Origin of the sequence: Halomonas sp. KX33721, assembly GCF_001596805.1 — a bacterium.
Taxonomy (GTDB): Bacteria; Pseudomonadota; Gammaproteobacteria; order Pseudomonadales; family Halomonadaceae; genus Vreelandella; species Vreelandella aquamarina.
The window spans coordinates 1-16,222 of sequence record NZ_LVIA01000008.1 but is presented as its reverse complement, the minus strand read 5'-3'; the positions used below and the strand labels follow the sequence as shown (position 1 = coordinate 16,222).

Annotated in this window: 15 protein-coding genes; 5 read left to right on the top strand and 10 right to left on the bottom strand. The window is 55.0% G+C overall.

Annotated elements, in window-relative coordinates:
* Positions 1-37 precede the first annotated feature (37 nt).
* Complete coding sequence (locus A3220_RS02800; RefSeq protein ID WP_062373015.1) at positions 38-2,488, bottom strand: EAL domain-containing protein; 2,451 nt, start codon at positions 2,486-2,488, stop codon at positions 38-40.
* Between the two features lie 137 nt (positions 2,489-2,625).
* On the opposite strand from A3220_RS02800, the gene hemC reads away from it, so the two are divergent.
* From hemC to A3220_RS02780, 4 genes are read left to right on the top strand one after another with little or no spacing between them, the layout of a single operon-like run.
* Positions 2,626-3,570 (top strand): hydroxymethylbilane synthase, encoded by a 945-nt coding sequence (gene hemC, locus A3220_RS02795; protein WP_062373012.1) that lies wholly within the window; start codon positions 2,626-2,628, stop codon positions 3,568-3,570.
* Complete coding sequence (locus tag A3220_RS02790; protein ID WP_044629839.1) at positions 3,567-4,319, top strand: uroporphyrinogen-III synthase; 753 nt, start codon at positions 3,567-3,569, stop codon at positions 4,317-4,319. Before hemC ends, A3220_RS02790 begins: the two co-directional genes overlap by 4 nt.
* Positions 4,320-4,362: 43 nt before the next feature.
* Complete coding sequence (locus A3220_RS02785; RefSeq protein WP_062373011.1) at positions 4,363-5,793, top strand: uroporphyrinogen-III C-methyltransferase; 1,431 nt, start codon at positions 4,363-4,365, stop codon at positions 5,791-5,793.
* Entirely contained in the window at positions 5,790-7,076 is a 1,287-nt protein-coding gene (locus A3220_RS02780; protein ID WP_062373009.1) for a heme biosynthesis HemY N-terminal domain-containing protein, read from the top strand. The genes A3220_RS02785 and A3220_RS02780 overlap by 4 nt, the downstream gene beginning before the upstream one ends.
* A gap of 100 nt (positions 7,077-7,176) precedes the next feature.
* On the opposite strand, the gene A3220_RS02775 is transcribed toward A3220_RS02780, so the two are convergent.
* Positions 7,177-7,620: a universal stress protein gene (locus A3220_RS02775; protein WP_062373007.1), complete on the bottom strand. Its 444-nt coding sequence runs from the start codon at positions 7,618-7,620 to the stop codon at positions 7,177-7,179.
* 178 nt (positions 7,621-7,798) lie between these two features.
* Between A3220_RS02775 and A3220_RS02770 the strand changes: the two genes are divergently transcribed.
* Positions 7,799-8,701 (top strand): LysR family transcriptional regulator, encoded by a 903-nt coding sequence (locus A3220_RS02770; RefSeq protein WP_062373006.1) that lies wholly within the window; start codon positions 7,799-7,801, stop codon positions 8,699-8,701.
* A gap of 18 nt (positions 8,702-8,719) precedes the next feature.
* On the opposite strand, the gene A3220_RS02765 is transcribed toward A3220_RS02770, so the two are convergent.
* From A3220_RS02765 to benB, 8 genes are all read right to left on the bottom strand, one after another.
* The gene (locus tag A3220_RS02765) at positions 8,720-9,523 is read right to left on the bottom strand and encodes a universal stress protein (RefSeq protein ID WP_062373003.1); all 804 of its coding nucleotides are present in this window, start codon (positions 9,521-9,523) and stop codon (positions 8,720-8,722) included.
* A 40-nt stretch (positions 9,524-9,563) separates the two neighbouring features.
* Positions 9,564-10,748: a benzoate/H(+) symporter BenE family transporter gene (locus A3220_RS02760; RefSeq protein WP_062373001.1), complete on the bottom strand. Its 1,185-nt coding sequence runs from the start codon at positions 10,746-10,748 to the stop codon at positions 9,564-9,566.
* A gap of 80 nt (positions 10,749-10,828) precedes the next feature.
* A complete protein-coding gene (locus A3220_RS02755; protein ID WP_062372996.1) occupies positions 10,829-11,560 on the bottom strand; it encodes an ABC transporter ATP-binding protein in 732 nt (243 codons plus the stop codon).
* On the bottom strand, positions 11,557-12,324 hold the full coding sequence (locus A3220_RS02750) for an ABC transporter ATP-binding protein (RefSeq protein WP_062372993.1): 768 nt from the start codon (positions 12,322-12,324) through the stop codon (positions 11,557-11,559). Before A3220_RS02750 ends, A3220_RS02755 begins: the two co-directional genes overlap by 4 nt.
* A gap of 3 nt (positions 12,325-12,327) precedes the next feature.
* Positions 12,328-13,392 carry a branched-chain amino acid ABC transporter permease gene (locus A3220_RS02745; protein ID WP_062372990.1) on the bottom strand — a complete coding sequence of 355 codons (1,065 nt, stop codon included), beginning with the start codon at positions 13,390-13,392 and terminating at the stop codon, positions 12,328-12,330.
* 12 nt (positions 13,393-13,404) lie between these two features.
* Positions 13,405-14,235, bottom strand: a complete 831-nt coding sequence (locus A3220_RS02740) for a branched-chain amino acid ABC transporter permease (RefSeq protein WP_252860408.1) — start codon at positions 14,233-14,235, stop codon at positions 13,405-13,407.
* Between the two features lie 96 nt (positions 14,236-14,331).
* On the bottom strand, positions 14,332-15,585 hold the full coding sequence (locus A3220_RS02735; protein ID WP_337954875.1) for an ABC transporter substrate-binding protein: 1,254 nt from the start codon (positions 15,583-15,585) through the stop codon (positions 14,332-14,334).
* 21 nt (positions 15,586-15,606) lie between these two features.
* Entirely contained in the window at positions 15,607-16,095 is a 489-nt protein-coding gene (benB, locus tag A3220_RS02730) for a benzoate 1,2-dioxygenase small subunit (protein ID WP_062372975.1), read from the bottom strand.
* Between the last annotated feature and the right edge of the window lie 127 nt (positions 16,096-16,222).

Sequence of the window (16,222 nt, the reverse complement as noted above, 5' to 3'; positions counted from 1 at the left end):
TCACTGCGTAGAGCGGCATGCCGTTTTATGGCAGTGTTTATAACGAGGCAGGAGATTCTTGGCTAGCAACGACTACTAGCGGCGTTTTCAAATATGCCTTCAGCGCACTCAAGGCCATGGGACGAGCAAAGTAGTAGCCTTGGTAGTGGTCGCACTGCAGGGTACGCAGGAAGTGAAACTGCTCGGCGGTTTCAACGCCTTCAATTAACACCTCGAGTCCCAACTTATCTGCCATGGTGACAACACCCTCTACAATAGCGGCGTCACGGGAATCAACGGCCACATCGCCCACAAACGAGCGGTCAACCTTCAGCTTATTGATGGGTAGGCGTTTTAGATAGCTAAGGCTTGAGAAACCGGTGCCAAAGTCATCCAGCGCAATGTGCACGCCCAGTTGGCGCAGGGCCTGTAAAGCCTGAATGGTGTGTTCGGCGCTATCCATTAACACACCTTCGGTCAGCTCCAGCTCTAATAGCGCGGGGGGCAAGCCACTACGCGCCAGCACCTGCTTTACGGAGTCTAAAAAGCCTGGGCGCTGAAACTGCATGGGTGATACGTTAATCGCCATGGTGATGGGGGTCGCGCTTTCGGCATTGAGCACCACCGCATCGCGGCAGGCGGTTTCCATCACCCACTCACTGATGGGGATAATCTGCCCGGTATCCTCGGCCAAAGGAATAAACTGCCCTGGCGGGATGTTGCCACGCTCTGGGTGGTACCAACGGATCAGCGCTTCAACCCCAGCGACCCGCCCACTATGGTGAATTTGCGGCTGGTAATGGAGCTCAAACTGCTCCTGCTCAATGGCCTGCTGCAGGGCATGGCGCAAATTCACCCGCTCGGTGACCTTGCGGTTAAGTTCGTCGGTATACCACTGAAAGGTGTTGCGCCCCCTGCGTTTGGCCTTGTACATGGCAAGGTCGGCCTGCTGAATGAGCTGACGCGGCGTTTGAATAGTGCCATCGTTGGTGGCAATCCCAATACTGGCAGTAATTCTTAGCTCGTTGCTGCGATACCAGTAAGGTGCCGAAACTCGTGCCAGCAGCCGCTCGACCACCTGTAAGACATCGTCTTCGTGGGCTAAATCCGGCAACAGTACGATAAACTCATCGCCGCCAAATCGGGCCACGGTGTCCCAGGGGCGCAGCTCCTCCTCCAAGCGCTTGGCGACCTCTAGCAAAATATAGTCGCCCACTTCATGGCCGAGGGTGTCATTGATTGGCTTAAAGTCGTCTAAATCAATGAACAGCACTGCTAAATAACGCTGGTAGCGCCTGGCTAACAAACAACCTTGGGCAAGGCGCTGGTCCAGCAACAGCCGGTTGGGCAGCCCGGTCAGCGCATCGTGATTGGCGTTATGGCTCAGCTGGGCCTGATACTCTCGCTGGGCAGTAATATCGTTTTGCGCGCCGATAAAATGTGTGACTACGCCAGCTTCATCGCGCACCGGGGAGATATAAAGATCGTTCCAGAAAGGCGCACCGTTACGGCGATAGTTGCGAATCACCACGTGCACCTCGCGCTGCTCTTTGATGCCTTTGCGCAATTGCACCTGGGTCGCAGGGTCCGTGTCGATTCCTTGTAGAAAACGGCAGTTGCGGCCCAGCGCGGCCTCTCGCGAGTAGCCGGTGATGCGCTCAAAGGCAGCGTTCACATACACTATCGGCAGATCAGGGCGCTGAGCATCCACAATGACCACGCCATTGGTGCTAGACTCCACGCTGCGCTCCAGCAGCGCCAACTGCCGTTCAGTGTCTTTGCGCTCGGTAATATCCTGAGTAGAGCCCTGAGCTTGAATAATTTTTCCTAGCTCATCGCGCACCGCTCGGCCAATCACTCGCACCCAACGCCGTCGCCCCTGCTGGGTAATAATCTCCAGCTCTTCGTCAAAACTTATCCCCTTCTCACAGCAGTTGGTAAACACGGCTTGAATACGCGACCGAGAGCTTGGCGTGTAAAAAGCAATCGCCTCCTCCAGCGTGGGCTGGTGGCCAACAGGCATATCGTGAAGGCGGCACACCTCCTCCGACCAGATCGGCAGCCCCACCGCTAAATCCATATACCAGCCGCCTATATGCGCTGTCTCACCGGCAATACGGAACAGCCGCTGATTACGCCGTAGCTGCTTTTCCACCGCTTTGCGACGAGAAATATCTCGGGCAATCACATAAATCACCTGCTCACCGGCAGAAGCGGACACTTCCAACCAAACGCGCCTACCATCTACCGCTAACGCACAAATATCGAAGGCATTAATTTTTTCACCCCGGCATACCCTTGCCAACGCTGCTTCGATAACGGGATGATCACGCGGCTCTACCACGACACCACAGGGCCTACCCAGCAGCGCTTCTGCTTGGTAACCCAGTAACGACTCAAAGGTTGGGTTGATGCTGAGCAGCGTGCCCGCAAAGTCAATGCAGCAGAACAAATCCTGCGAAAGCAGAAAGAATTGGTCTAGCTTGCCTTGCGGTTCAACAGGGGGCATGGCATTTCCTAACAGGCGTTAAACGCGTTCAGCGCTGGCCCTAAATTCGGCCGGTTATTTTTACTGTGTGGCTGGGTGCTTTATGATGAGAACTATCACAGTTCGACGCGCCGTGTCAGCGGCAAAGGGAGAATCAGGTGTCATCCATCACTAAATTGCGCATCGCCACGCGTAAAAGTCAGTTGGCCATGTGGCAGGCCGAGTACGTCCGCGACCGCTTGGTGGCGGCACATAGCGGTCTGGAAGTTGAGCTTGTCCCCCTCTCCACCAAAGGCGACAAAATTCTCGATACGCCTCTCTCCAAAATTGGTGGCAAAGGGCTATTCGTCAAGGAGCTTGAAGACGCCATGCTGGATGGACGCGCCGATATTGCCGTTCACTCCATGAAAGACGTACCCATGCACTTCCCCGAAGGCTTGGGGCTATCGGTGATTTTAGAGGGGGCAGACCCCACCGATGCATTCGTGTCCAACCACTATAACAGCATCGACGAGCTGCCCGAAGGTGCGCGCATCGGTACCGCCAGCCTACGTCGTGGCCTACAAATACGTGAAGCCCGTCCGGACCTGCAAATCCTCAACCTGCGCGGCAACGTCCAGACTCGCCTTGGGAAGCTCGACGATGGCGAGTTCGACGCTATCATTCTGGCCACCTCTGGCCTGCAGCGCCTGGGGCTCGATGCGCGAATCGCCCAAGCACTGCCCCCTGAAATCTGCTTGCCCGCCTGCGGCCAGGGCGCACTAGGCATCGAATGTCGCTTGCACGACCCCGAATTGATTGCGCTACTGGCCCCCTTGGACGATCAGGATACCGCCACCCGCGTGCGCGCCGAGCGCGCCATGAACACGCGCCTGGAAGGTGGCTGCCAAGTACCGATTGCCGGGCACGCCGTACTGGATAAAGCCAACGATACCCTGTGGCTGCGCGGGCTAGTGGGCAACCCAGAGGGCACCGAGGTACTGCGTGCCGAGGGCCGTGGCTCTATCCATGAGCCGGAAGCGCTCGGCATTCGTATTGCCGAAGAGCTGCTGGATCAAGGCGCCGGCGATATCTTGGCAGAGGTTTACGGCCGCAACGTATGAGCCAGCCGGTACTGATTTGCCGCCCTGGGGAGCGGGGCGAAACGCTGGCTGATGCCCTGCGGGCAAGCGAAGGCTGGGTGGAGTCGCTTGACGTGATGCATCTGGAAGCGCTGCCTGAAGATGCTACGCAGCGCCAAGTCTGGTTGGATATTGATCAGTACCATAAGATAGTGGTGGTCAGCCCCTTTGCCGCTTACTGTTTAAGCGAGGCGCTGGATCGCTACTGGCCACAGCTACCTATCGGTATTGATTACTATAGCGTTGGACGGGGCACTGCCAGCATACTGTTCGATCAGCTTGGGGTTCGGGTACGTATTCCTCCGCCCCAGCAGGGTGAAGACACCAGCGAAGCGCTGCTTTCGCTAGCGTCGCTTCGCCACCTAGCACATCAACGAGTACTGCTGGTGGCAGGAGAAGGCGGCCGCACGCTGATCGCCGATACTCTAGCGGCACGCGGGGCCACTATTACCCGGCTGGCGGTCTATCGGCGGGTTTATCAGCCGCCTTCGCCAGCGATGCAAAAGCGCCTCGCCACAGGTGCCTACCGGGCGCTCATCGTCACCAGCGGCGAACTGCTTGAATATCTGGCAAAATGGTGTGGTCCAGCAGCGTTGAACCAACCGCTAATCGTTTCCAGTCACCGTTTAGCTACACTGGCCGGTAAACTGGGTTTTTGTGACCTCAAGGTGGCGTCGGGAGCAACGCCGGCTGCGCTGGTGGCCGCGTTGGATCGGTCCTGCAACCCATAGGGTGCCGATGTCGATCAAGGAACTTAATAAGGGCTAGCGACAGATGAGCAAACAACCAAACGAGCAGGAAGGCGTTAACAACACGTCTGCCGATGCATCCCAAGATAACGCGCAACCGAGCGATACTACGGCATCATCGGCGAAAAGCGAGTCGACTGCTGGCAGCGTCTCCTCCTCTTACGCGGCCAAAAATAGCCGTTCGCGCCGCCGCCATAAGAGTGGCAACAGTGCCTCTTCGGCACCGCAAACCGGCACGGCGAGCAATAACGGGCCGACGTCTGACTCGGCCAAAACGTCCGCCGCTAGCAACACCAAGGACACGAAAGACACGAAGGACACTAAGGACGCCAAGAACAGCGCCGCCGACACCAAGCCAGCCGCTTCGTCGGGCAGTGCCGGTAAGCCAATCCCGCCCGCCACTACAGCCGGTAGTGGTGGCAGCAAAGGCGGCGGTCTTGCCATCGCGTTGGTGATTATCCTGGCACTCGCCCTGGGCCTGATCACTTGGCAAGGCTGGCAGCGCCTGGATAGTCAGCAGCAGCGCCTGGACGAATTGGCCCAGCAAGCGCAAAACAGCGCTTCCCAGCAAGCGGTCAGCGAGCTTGAGTCACGGATCGAAGAGGGCGAAGCCGAACGAAGCCAAGCGCTGGAGAGTACCGTGAGCGAACTGCGCAGCGAGCTGGATAGCTATCGCAGCGACATCAACAGCACGCTGGACGAGGTGCTGACGCAGCTCTCACAAGAGCAGGACACCGACGAGCGCGATTGGCTTCACGCCGAAGCAGCCTACTTGCTGCGTTTGGCGAATCAGCGCCTGCAGCTGGAGGGTGATGTGGAAGGTGCCGCCGCTCTGCTGCGCACCGCCGATGCCCGTCTGGCCGATGCCGATAACCCGGCGCTAACGCCCGTGCGTCGTGAAATTGCCAACGAGCTCGCCGCGCTGGACGCCGTTCCTCAAGTGGACCGCACAGGCATTTACTTAGCTCTGAATGCCCAGCAAGAGCGCGTAGCGGGTCTGCGCCTATCTCAAGAGATCGAAGAGCGCGCCGTGACGTCGAGCATTGAGCAGCCGCCTACCGGCACTTTCCAGCGCCAGCTCGCCCGCTTCGGTGAAGAGCTAAAAGATCTCGTGGTCATTCGTCAGCACGATGAAGCGCTGGAAGCGTTGATCACGCCGGAGCAGGAGTCCTACCTGCGCCAGAGCCTGCGCCTGATTCTCGAGCAGTCTCAGCTAGCGCTGCTCAAAGAGGAGCCCGAGCTGTACGAAGCGAGCATCGACAAAGCCCTGGAGCTGCTGAACGGCTACTACGACACCGAGCGTGCAGAGACCCAGAGCGTCATAGCCCGCCTTCAAGAGCTGAAGCAGGCCGAAGTAAAGCCCGAGCTGCCGGATATCAGCGCCTCACAGCAAGCGCTGGCCAGCTTCATCGACAACCGTTTCGAGTCGCGTCGTCAGGATGGAGGTGATGCATGAGAAAACTCATCCTGTTGATCGTCGCGGGCCTTGCGGTTGGCGCGCTCTTTGGGCACCTGATGATGTCAGTGCCCGGTTACTGGCTGATTCGAGTGGGCGACACCTCGGTTCAAACCTCGTTCTGGTTTGGTCTGGTGCTGCTGCTGGGTGCCTTTATTGTGCTGCACTTCGCGCTACGCCTGCTTACCGGCATTATTCGCCCGGTTGGTCGCTTCCGTACCTGGAATAGCCGCGCCCGTAACCGTCGCGCCATGAAACGCACCGTGCGTGGATTGGTGGCACTCACCGAAGGCCGCTGGAAAAAAGCCGAGAAAACCTTGGTGCGCGCCGCCGACGACTCCAGCACACCGCTGGTGAACTACCTATCGGCCGCGCTGGCAGCCCACTATCAGGGCGACCACGAGAAGTCCCAGGAGCATCTGAACCAGGCCCAGCTGACCACCGACGGTGCGGATACCGCCGTTGGCCTGATGCAGGCGCAGCTGATGATTGACCGTCAGCAGCCGGAAGAGGCTCTGGCAATTCTCACTCGCCTGGATAAGCAGCTCACCAATCACCCGCAGGTACTGAAGCTTTTGAAGCAGGTACACCTGAGCGTCAACGACTGGGAAGGCCTGCGCCGCCTGATTCCACGTCTGGCCGCGCAGAAGCTGATTACCCAGCAAGAGCGCGAACAGCTGGAACTCAAAGCGTATCGCGAGCTGATCATCTTCGAAGCGAAGAACCCTACCAATATCGAACGGGTTCGCGGGCTGTGGGCGGATATGCCCGACTACCTGCGCGGCAATACCGAGCTGATCGTGCTCTATACCGAGGCACTGCTACATGCCAACGAAGAGCCGATTGCCGAGCGTCTGCTGAACCACTCACTGGATAACCACTGGGACGCCCGCTTGGTCAAGCGCTACGGCCTGCTCAATGTCGATGCCGCTCGCCAGCTCGCCAAGGCCGAAAAGTGGCTACAAGAGCGCCCCAACGACCCCGAGCTGCTGCTCGCCTGTGGACGCCTGTCACTACGTGTTGGCCAGTGGGAAAAAGCGCTGGAATACTTTGAAGCCAGCCAGCGCCAGCGCCCCAATGGCGAAGTGTGTGCCGAGCTTGCTCGCCTCTACGCAAGCCTAGGCGAGCACAACAAGAGCCAGCTCTACTATCGTCACAGTGTTGATATGCTAGCCAAATCTCTGCCATCGCTGCCCCAACCCAGCGACGCCAGTGACAGCAAGCAGAGCGACCAGAAAGGTAAAACCGTTGATCAGAAGGAAAACCAGAAGAAAAGCGCCTAACCCGCTATCTTCGAGCGTTAACCTTATGCTCTAAACTTAAGGAAGGGTGCCTATCATTGGGCACCCTTTTTTAGTGTTGACGCAATTTGGTTGTTGCGCGCTACTGGCTTGCGGTAATGACATGGCACTTAGCGAGGTGGCTCACTTTGTGTGAAACACTACCAATTACAACCCCGCCTAAATCGCTTAGCCCACGGCTCCCCATAACAATGGCATCAGCTCCACACTCCTCTGCAGTCGCTAATATCACCCGTACTGGATCGCCGTTGATAAGCTGCTTTTCCACATGCTGAGCACCATGCTCTTTGGCTGATTTTGCTGCTTGCTCTAAAAGCTCGTTGCCCAACTTTTCCCGCTCAGCATTGGAAGCTTCCGCATTAACGGCACCAAGCCCCCATACCAAGGTGGCTGCATACATCAGTGATTCGGGCACATGCAGTAGATGGAGTGTTGCATCGTTGCTATCTAATAACTGGCAAGCAATCCGCAGGGCATGCTGTGCATGAGCAGAGCCATCTATGGGAACCAAAATACGTGTATACATAAGGGCCTCGTCTCCTATTCAACTAAAGCATTAGGCGTTTTGTTTCTTAAAACTGGTAGGCTATACTTTTTAAGTATTCCAAACAGTTATGTATTAAAACCATACAGCCGATAGCTTGTGGCCTCTCATACAACAATTCCAATATTATTTGAATAACTGACTATACTCTGGAGGTATCATGGAACTACGCCACCTCAGATACTTCTGCGTTGTTGCCGAAGAGCTCAACTTCACCTGTGCCGCTGAACGGCTGCACATGTCTCAGCCTCCGCTGTCTCGCCAAATCAAGCAGCTAGAACAAGAGGTGGGTACAGAGCTTTTCGAACGTAACTCACGAGGGCTACAGTTAACTCCTTCTGGAATCTTCTTCCAGCAACACGCCATCCAGATACTCGAAAAGGTCGAAGTCACCATTGAAGCTACACGGCATATGGCCCGTAACAAGCGTCAACTATTTGGTATTGGCTTTGTTCCTTCCGTCTTTTACGGTCAGCTTCCCATGCTGGTTCGCGACTTGCGACAAATGGACAATGTCGAGTTATCTTTAGCAGAGCTTACGACAGTTCAGCAAATTCAGGCTTTGAAGGCAGGTCGGATCGATATGGGGTTTGGCCGTATACGGATTGATGACCCAGACGTAGAGCAAGAAATTCTTTTCGATGAGCCAATTATTGCTGCTTTACCCAGCGGGCACCCACTTGAAGGCACAGCCCCAAGCTGTGAAGAGCTGGCCTGCTACCCTCTCATTCTCTTCCCAGCCAAGCCACGCCCGAGCTTAGCTGATATGGTGCTGGGTATTTTTCGTAGAAGGGGGCTGAAAGTACAGGTTGTTCAGGAAGCGAATGAAGTACAAACCGCTCTGAGCCTAGTAGCTTCAGGTATAGGCATTACACTCGTACCAGAACAGGTCAAGCGTGTTCAGCGAGATGGTATTACCTATGTACCGCTAGCGGATAGCAGTATCACATCACCTGTTATATGTAGCCGCCGTCGTGGTGAAAAGCCTTCTCACCTCATGCAAACAGCCAATGCTATTTTAGATGTGCTGGTTGAAAACCGGCGCTCAGGCCGGTATCCATAATTGTGGAAATGTTCTGTTTTAAGGTCGGAGCACAGCGACCGGACAAGGAGCTTCATGGACGACCTCATGGCTAACGCTTCCTGTGACTACCTGAGTGATACCACTACGGCCATGGGTGGTCATGGCCAGCATGGTATTGTGGCTATCTGCTAAGTAATTCACGATAGAGTCAGCCGGATCGCCATGGAGCACTTCCCAGTCAACCTCAAGCGCTTGCTCGCTTTCAACACGGCGTGCCAATTCAGCCAAATAGGCCGACTCTAACACGTCGGTATGACCTAACGACGTTGGTTTGCTAACAGCAAACGTATCTATTACCTGAAGCAGCTGTAAGCGCGCTCCTAATCGCTTCACCAGCGCTGCGGCATAGGGCAGTATTTGTTCGGATAGCGTAGAACCATCAACGCAAACAGCCAATACGTCAACTTGCTGGTGAAGACGGTTATTATAGCGCGGCCCGCACAGAAACACCGGCCGCTGAGAGCGCCGCACAACGCCTGCCGTTACGCTGCCGATCAGCATCTCCGGTACAGGGCGCCGCCCGTGTGCCATCATGCACACTCCTGTATCCTCGCGACTGGCAAGCTGACCAAGGTAAGCTTTAGCGCTGTCATGAACGACAACATCAATAGCTATGTTATGGAGTTGGTGGGCCTCAAAGCGTGTTTTCAGCGTAGCACGGCGTGAAGCTACCGCATCTTGCTCTGGCACCACAGAGATAGCCTTTACCTCTATGCCCAGCTGCGATGCGAGACGTTGTCCAAACTCTACAGCGTTCAGTGAGTACTCGCTGTCATCAATAGCAACCACTATATTATGCATAGTTATTCTCCAAAGACTGTTTAAGCAGTCCTTATTGTTATTAAGCCTTGTGGTTAAGTAGGGTGAAACGCCGGTGCAGCAAGTTATACGCCAGCGCTCCAACGATCACTCCCCAGAAAGCTGAACCAAGACCTAAAAAACTGATTCCCGATGCCGTGGCAATGAACGTCATCACAGAGGCCTCTAAATGGCTTTTCTCGGCAGCGAACGCGCTGATATTGCTACTGATAGCGCCAATCAGTGCTAAGCCTGCAAGTACCGCAACAAATTCGCTAGGCAAGGAGGTAAATAGCGCCACAATGGTGCCCGCAAAAATGCCACCAACTAGATAGAACACTCCATTTGCTACACCTGCGACGTAACGCTTATCGGGGTCTTCATGAGCCTCCTTACTGGTACAGATAGCTGCTGTAATCGCGGCGATCACAGTGGTAATACCGCCGAAAAAGGCCGTCCCGAAAGATGTTAGACTAGCCACAGTAACAATTGGCTTAGCTGGTGTTGAATAGCCTGAGGTACGCAGAATGGCCATGCCGGGCAAGAACTGCCCCGTTAGACTGACCAAGACCAAAGGTATAGCCAAGCTCAAGGTAGCGTTCCACGTCCACTCCGGACGGATGAACTGCGGCTGCGCAAACTCCACTGCAACCCCTTCCAAACTTGCACCTTCTAATAAGACCGCCAAGGCAACGCCGACCACCAATAGCAGTACTAGGCTGTAACGCGGTGTTAGCCGTTTAAATACCAAGTAGGCAATCAACATACCAATCGCCAATGCTGGCACACTTTCCAATGAAACGAAGACGCCAATACCGAATTGAAATAGGATGCCCGCCATCATGGCACTGGCAATGCCGGGCGGAATCATCTGGATAATACGGTCAAAAGAGCCCGTTATACCGATCACGAAAATGATCATCGCTGCCGTCAGATACGCCCCCACTGCTTCATTGAGAGATAATCCCGGAAATAGGGTGACCAGCAAGGCAGTGCCCGGAGCAGACCAGGCAGTCACGACCGGTACTTTCAGCCACAGGCTCAGCAAGATACCCGAGACAGCAGCCCCAATAGAGATGGCCCAGACCCAAGAGGTCATCATCGTGTTTGAGATGTCAGCGCTCTGAGCCGCCTGAAAAAAGATAGCCAGCGGGCCAGAGTACGAGACCAGCACTGCCACAAAGCCTGCGGTGATCGCGGGAACCGACCAATCCTTATGTAATTGCATGCAACAAACTTCCTAGTGCCATTGAATTGCACTGCCTGCCATCAATAGCCCGACAAGTATTGGCTTGCCGGGCTCTCTTCTCAGGCAACGCCTAGGTGAGTTTCCAGGAGCGCAGGGTTGTTTTTTAGCCCCTGAGAATCGCCGCTGTACATCACTTCACCCTTGACTAGCAGTAATTGTTTTTCGGCTACTTCCAGCAGGTTATCGATATTCTTATCGACAATGATGGTCGAAATGCCCGTCGCCTTAATCGTACGAATGATCTTCCAGATTTCATCACGGATCAGCGGCGCTAACCCTTCCGTTGCCTCATCGAGAATCATCAGATCTGGGTTCGTCGTTAGTGCGCGACCAATCGAGAGCATCTGCTGCTCTCCGCCTGACAACAGCGCTCCATCATGATTAATGCGCTGCCCCAAGCGCGGAAACGTGTCCAAAACTCGCTCCATGGTCCAGGGGGTCTCTCCCCGCTCATTGGGGCGCGCCGCCATGATGAGGTGCTCACGCACGCTGATGCCGGGGAATATCCCACGCCCTTCCGGCACGTATCCGATCCCTTGACGCATCAGCTGCCAGGGACGACGCTTCGCGGTTGACACACCCTTGATAAAGACTTCCCCCCGGCGTGGCGGTACAAAGCCGAGGATAGACTTCAACGTGGTGGTCTTGCCCATGCCATTACGGCCCAGCAGGCTGAGGGTCTCTCCGGGCATTAGGGTCAAATCGACCCCATGCAATACATGGCTTTCGCCGTAGTAGGTATGCAGCCCTCGGGCATCAATCAAGGGCGTCTCTGTAGCGTTTGTGGTCATGCGGTTGCCCCCTCATCATGGCGTCCCAGGTAGACATCACGGACTTTCTCACTGTTACGTATCTGCTCCGTTGGGCCACTTTCTAGCACACAGCCATCGACCATGACCGTGATACGGTCGGCCAAGCGGAAGACCGAGTCCATATCGTGCTCAATCAGCACCAGGGTGTAGCGGTCGGTCAAACTGGCGAGCAGCTCCGTGACCTGGGCAGTCTCTTCACGCCCCATGCCTGCCATCGGCTCATCCAACAGCATTAGTGTCGGAGCAGTTGCTAGTACCATGGCAATTTGGAGCTGGCGCTGTTCACCGTAGCTCATGTCCGAGGCGGTCGTATGCGCCCGATGGTTCAGCTGACAGGTCTCCAGTACCTCTTGAGCCCGCTCGCTCACCTGTCGAGCGGTATGCCGTGAACGCCAACTGCCAAACACACCGCCCAGATGAATACGCGCTGCGAGCTCACAGTTTTGCAGGCATGTAAGGCGGGGGAATATATTGGTCTTTTGATGGCTGCGACCGATACCTAGGCGTGCGATCTGACGCGCATTTTTGCCTTGAATCGGTTGCTGTTGATATAGCACCTCGCCTTCCGAGGGTGGAATCTCGCCAGAAAGCAAATTGATCAGCGTGCTTTTTCCAGCTCCATTCGGTCCCAAGATGGCATGTATCTCGTGAGCTTTTACATCAAAATCAACGTCGTTGACGGCGACCAGACCACCAAAACGACGGGTCAGGCCCTGGGTGGCTAAGACGATATCATTGCGCATGGTTTAGTCCCCCTTACTCTGTGTAGCGGGTTGAGCGGAGACTGAAGATGCTTGTTTTGTCTCGTCCTCGTTGCTAGAAACCGTAGTGCGTTTGCGTTGCCAGGGGGGCGCTATCATCACACCTGCAATACCTCGAGGGAGAACCAAGACAGCGACGATAATCGTCAAGCCCATCAGGATCGGCCAGTGCGTTGTGGCGTGTTCATAGACAAACAGCAGTATCTCGTAAGCAAAAGCGCCTAGGATGGGGCCAAAAATGGTACCCATGCCGCCTAAAATCAGCATCATTAACACTTCGCCAGAGGTGTGCCAGCCAAGCTGAGCCGGGTTGGCGAAACCGTACTGCATCGCCGCCAACATGCCAGCAATGGCTGCCATGACCCCGGCAATCACAAAGGCAATCAATTTGTAGCCACTGGTGGCATAGCCTAGGGCCTGCATGCGGTGCTCGTTGTCGTGAATACCGTCCAGCACCTGGCCGAAATAGGAACGGGTCAGCCAGCGTAGAAAGAGATACCCGACCAGCAGCATTCCCAGGCAGAAGTAAAAGAAGCTGTAAGGGTTATCCAGATCCACCAGCGTGGTATCGCCTATTGCGAGGCTGGGTCGGAACATAATAAAGACACCGTCGGTTCCACCCGCAAACTGGGAAGTGCTAATGAAGTAGTAAAGCATCTGGCCAAATGCCAGGGTCGTCATAATAAAGAAGATGCCTTTAGTACGAATGACCAAGATGCCTACTATTAGCCCAACGCAGGCCGAGACGCCTATGACCAGTGGTAACATCCACCACATAGACGCTGGGCTAAAATCAGGACTGGCCAAGGCCAGCGTGTAAGCTCCTAAACCGAAAAAGAGCGCATGCCCGAGGCTTACTAGGCCTACGATGCCCACTAACAGATCCAGGCTCATCGCAAACAGAGCCAGAATCAGCATCAACGTCAGCTTCTCTAACATGAAGTTAGCTTGGCTGCCGAACACGGCCACTCCCCAAAGCGGGAAAGTAGCTACCAGCGCCGTCAATGCCAGCATGATGTAGGCAACGCGCTTGGGGTATCTATGTAACATTGCTTATTCTCCTCACGCGAAAAGACCGCGCGGTTTCACCAGTAAAACCGCCGCCATGATCAGATAGATCACCATGCTGGCGAGACTGGGGATGAGCACCGCCCCAAAGGTGGTGGCCATGCCAATGATAATGGCGCCCCAAAATGCCCCTTTAATGGAACCAATCCCGCCGATGACCACAACCACAAAACACGTGATCAAAATGCTGTCGCCCATGCCCGGCGCAATAGAGGTGAGTGGTGCGGCGATCATGCCCGCAAAGGCTGTCAGCGCCACACCAACACTGAAGATGAGCGTAAAAAGAGTACGAACATTGATCCCCAGCCCTTCCACCATGTCGCGATTGACAGCCCCAGCACGAATGATGATGCCCAGGCGCGTATGCCGAATCACCCCATAGATCACCCCGGCCAAGGCCAAGCAGACGCCCATCACAAAGAGTCGGTAGACCGAGTACTGAAGGTTGTCGGTCAGTGGGATGCTGGCGTCAAATGGTGCGGGTACCGGCACTCGATGCACATCGCCTCCCCAGATCATTCGCTGTGCTTCGTTAAGCACTAAAATCAGCCCGAAGGTCAGCAGGACCTGGTACAGATGGTCACGCTTGTAAAGCGTATCGAGAAACAAGCGCTCAATGATGAGCCCCAGGGCAATCGCGATGGGGATGGCCGCCAACATGGCCAGCCAGAAATTGCCAAAGCGCAGAGTCAGGTCATACACCAAATAGGCACCAATCATGTACATGGCACCATGGGCGAGATTAATGATGCCCATAATGCCAAAAATCAGTGTTAACCCACTGGCGATCAAAAACAGCAGCAACCCGTACTGCAATCCATTCAAAAGCTGTACGCTAAAAAAATGCGAGATCCATACGATCCCTCCGAGAATCCGAGTGAGGGGCGGGCTATACCCGCCCCAAGGTGATGCGATAAGCCGTTACATCTGGCAAGCGTCATCAGGGACTTCAAGATTCTCAGCAGCGATACTGACGACCTCATGTTTGCCGTCGCGAATCTCGCGCAGATAGACATTCTGGATAGGATGATGGGAAGCAGAGAAGCTGAGCGGGCCACGGGGGCTAGCCAGTTGCACGTTGGCCAACACATCGATCAAACGCTCCCGATCAGACGTATCACCACCCAGCACGCTAAGCGCCTGTGCCAGCATCATACCTGTGTCGTAACCTTGCACGGCATAGGTATCAGGCGTTTCTCCGTAAGCATTCTCGTAGGCGGTCAAGAAAGACTGATTGGCGTTATTTTCGAGGGTTTCAGCGTAATGCAGCGTCGTCATTACCCCTTCACCCGCCTCGCCCAGCGCTTCCAAGTTACCTTCAGTTAGGAAACCTGAACCCAGCAGGGGTATGCTCTCCTTTAACCCTGCTGCAGCATAATCTCTAACGAAGCTGACACCGCCGCCGCCAGCAAAGAAGGTGTAGACGGCATCCGGCTCTAGGCTGGCAATCTGGGTTAGGTAGCTCTGAAACTCGGTGCTTGGGAATGGCACCAAAATCTGCTGAACGATTTCGCCACCCTCAGCGGTGAAAGCCTCTTCAAAGCCAGCCAGGTCTTCTTTGCCCCCAGCGTAATCCCATGTAATGGTGACAATTTTTCGATGCCCTTGATTGTACGCCACCTTGCCCATTGGATAGCTGTCTTGCCACATGCTGAACGAAGTGCGGAACACATTCGGCATGCACAGCTCATTGGTGGCGGCACCCAACCCTGCGTTCGGAATGATGGTGATAGCGCCAGTCTGTTTGGCAACACGCAACATTCCCATTGCAACCCCGGAGTGAACCGGGCCGATTACGAAGTCAACATTATCTCCATTGACCAAACGGCTCATGTTCTGAGGTGCCTTGGAAGGGTCAGCCTCTGAATCAAGTTCAATGTACTCCACATCACGGCCACCTAACTGGCCACCTTCTTGCTCAATGGCCAACTTCAGGCCGTTAGTGATGGCTTCTCCAAGGGCGGTATAGGTACCTGAATAAGGTAGCATTAAGCCAAGTTTTACAGGGTCTTCATTAGCTGAAACGCTCATTGCTGACAAAGCGGCTGTAGTACCCAGCAACGTAATGAGGGAAGTCTTTTTGAAAGTTTTCATTATATTTTCACCAGGATTGTTTTGTTTTAGATTGTTATTTCCAACGTGCTTCTGTTTTATAAAAAGCACGATAAGCGACATCCTTGTCTTCACCGCTAGTTCTCAAACGTGATACACATCAATAACTTGATGGATGTAGTCGTTATTTAGCTGCACGACCTTTCGTGTGATCAGCGGGCGCTCGCCCGACACGTCCAGGGTGTAAAACGAGGTGCCAAAAAAGCTGTCGGTCTTTTTGTAGCGGTGACTTAACGTGTGCCAGTTAAACCGCAGCGCAACCGTGTCTCCTTCCTGCGACAAGACCTCAAGGTTCGTTACCTGATGCGTGGTGCGCGGCTCCGGTGTGCTGGCACCACTACGCTCGGTCTTGATGCGATACACCCGGTCTTCCAACCCTTCGCGGTTGGGGTAGTAGATCAGGGAGATCTCGCTATGGGGGTCGCGGGTGAGCTGGTCGTCGTCGTCCCAGGCCGGCATCCAGAACTCGGCGTCTTTGTGATACAGCGTGAGCCATTCGTCCCACTCGCGGTCGTCCAGCAGACGGGCTTCGCGGTATAAAAAGGCTTGGATGTCGTGATAGCTGATACTCATGGCCTTTCTCTCCTTTCTTTAGGCATCGGGCGCTTAGGCGGTCGCGGTGGCGATAAACTGACTGCGCTCTTTGTCGATGGCGCGCAGCATTTCGCTGACCCAGTGCTTGTGGTGCAGTACGTAGAGG

Bases quoted from the DNA above. Each gene is read 5' to 3' on its own strand.
- A3220_RS02800 (WP_062373015.1), bottom strand. From the start codon at position 2,488: ATGCCCCCTGTTGAACCGCAAGGCAAGCTAGACCAATTCTTTCTGCTT.
- A3220_RS02790 (WP_044629839.1), top strand. From the start codon at position 3,567: ATGAGCCAGCCGGTACTGATTTGCCGCCCTGGGGAGCGGGGCGAAACG.
- A3220_RS02785 (WP_062373011.1), top strand. From the start codon at position 4,363: ATGAGCAAACAACCAAACGAGCAGGAAGGCGTTAACAACACGTCTGCC.
- A3220_RS02780 (WP_062373009.1), top strand. From the start codon at position 5,790: ATGAGAAAACTCATCCTGTTGATCGTCGCGGGCCTTGCGGTTGGCGCG.
- A3220_RS02775 (WP_062373007.1), bottom strand. From the start codon at position 7,620: ATGTATACACGTATTTTGGTTCCCATAGATGGCTCTGCTCATGCACAG.
- A3220_RS02770 (WP_062373006.1), top strand. From the start codon at position 7,799: ATGGAACTACGCCACCTCAGATACTTCTGCGTTGTTGCCGAAGAGCTC.
- A3220_RS02765 (WP_062373003.1), bottom strand. From the start codon at position 9,523: ATGCATAATATAGTGGTTGCTATTGATGACAGCGAGTACTCACTGAAC.
- A3220_RS02760 (WP_062373001.1), bottom strand. From the start codon at position 10,748: ATGCAATTACATAAGGATTGGTCGGTTCCCGCGATCACCGCAGGCTTT.
- A3220_RS02755 (WP_062372996.1), bottom strand. From the start codon at position 11,560: ATGACCACAAACGCTACAGAGACGCCCTTGATTGATGCCCGAGGGCTG.
- A3220_RS02750 (WP_062372993.1), bottom strand. From the start codon at position 12,324: ATGCGCAATGATATCGTCTTAGCCACCCAGGGCCTGACCCGTCGTTTT.
- A3220_RS02745 (WP_062372990.1), bottom strand. From the start codon at position 13,392: ATGTTACATAGATACCCCAAGCGCGTTGCCTACATCATGCTGGCATTG.
- A3220_RS02735 (WP_337954875.1), bottom strand. From the start codon at position 15,585: ATGTCGCTTATCGTGCTTTTTATAAAACAGAAGCACGTTGGAAATAAC.
- benB (WP_062372975.1), bottom strand. From the start codon at position 16,095: ATGAGTATCAGCTATCACGACATCCAAGCCTTTTTATACCGCGAAGCC.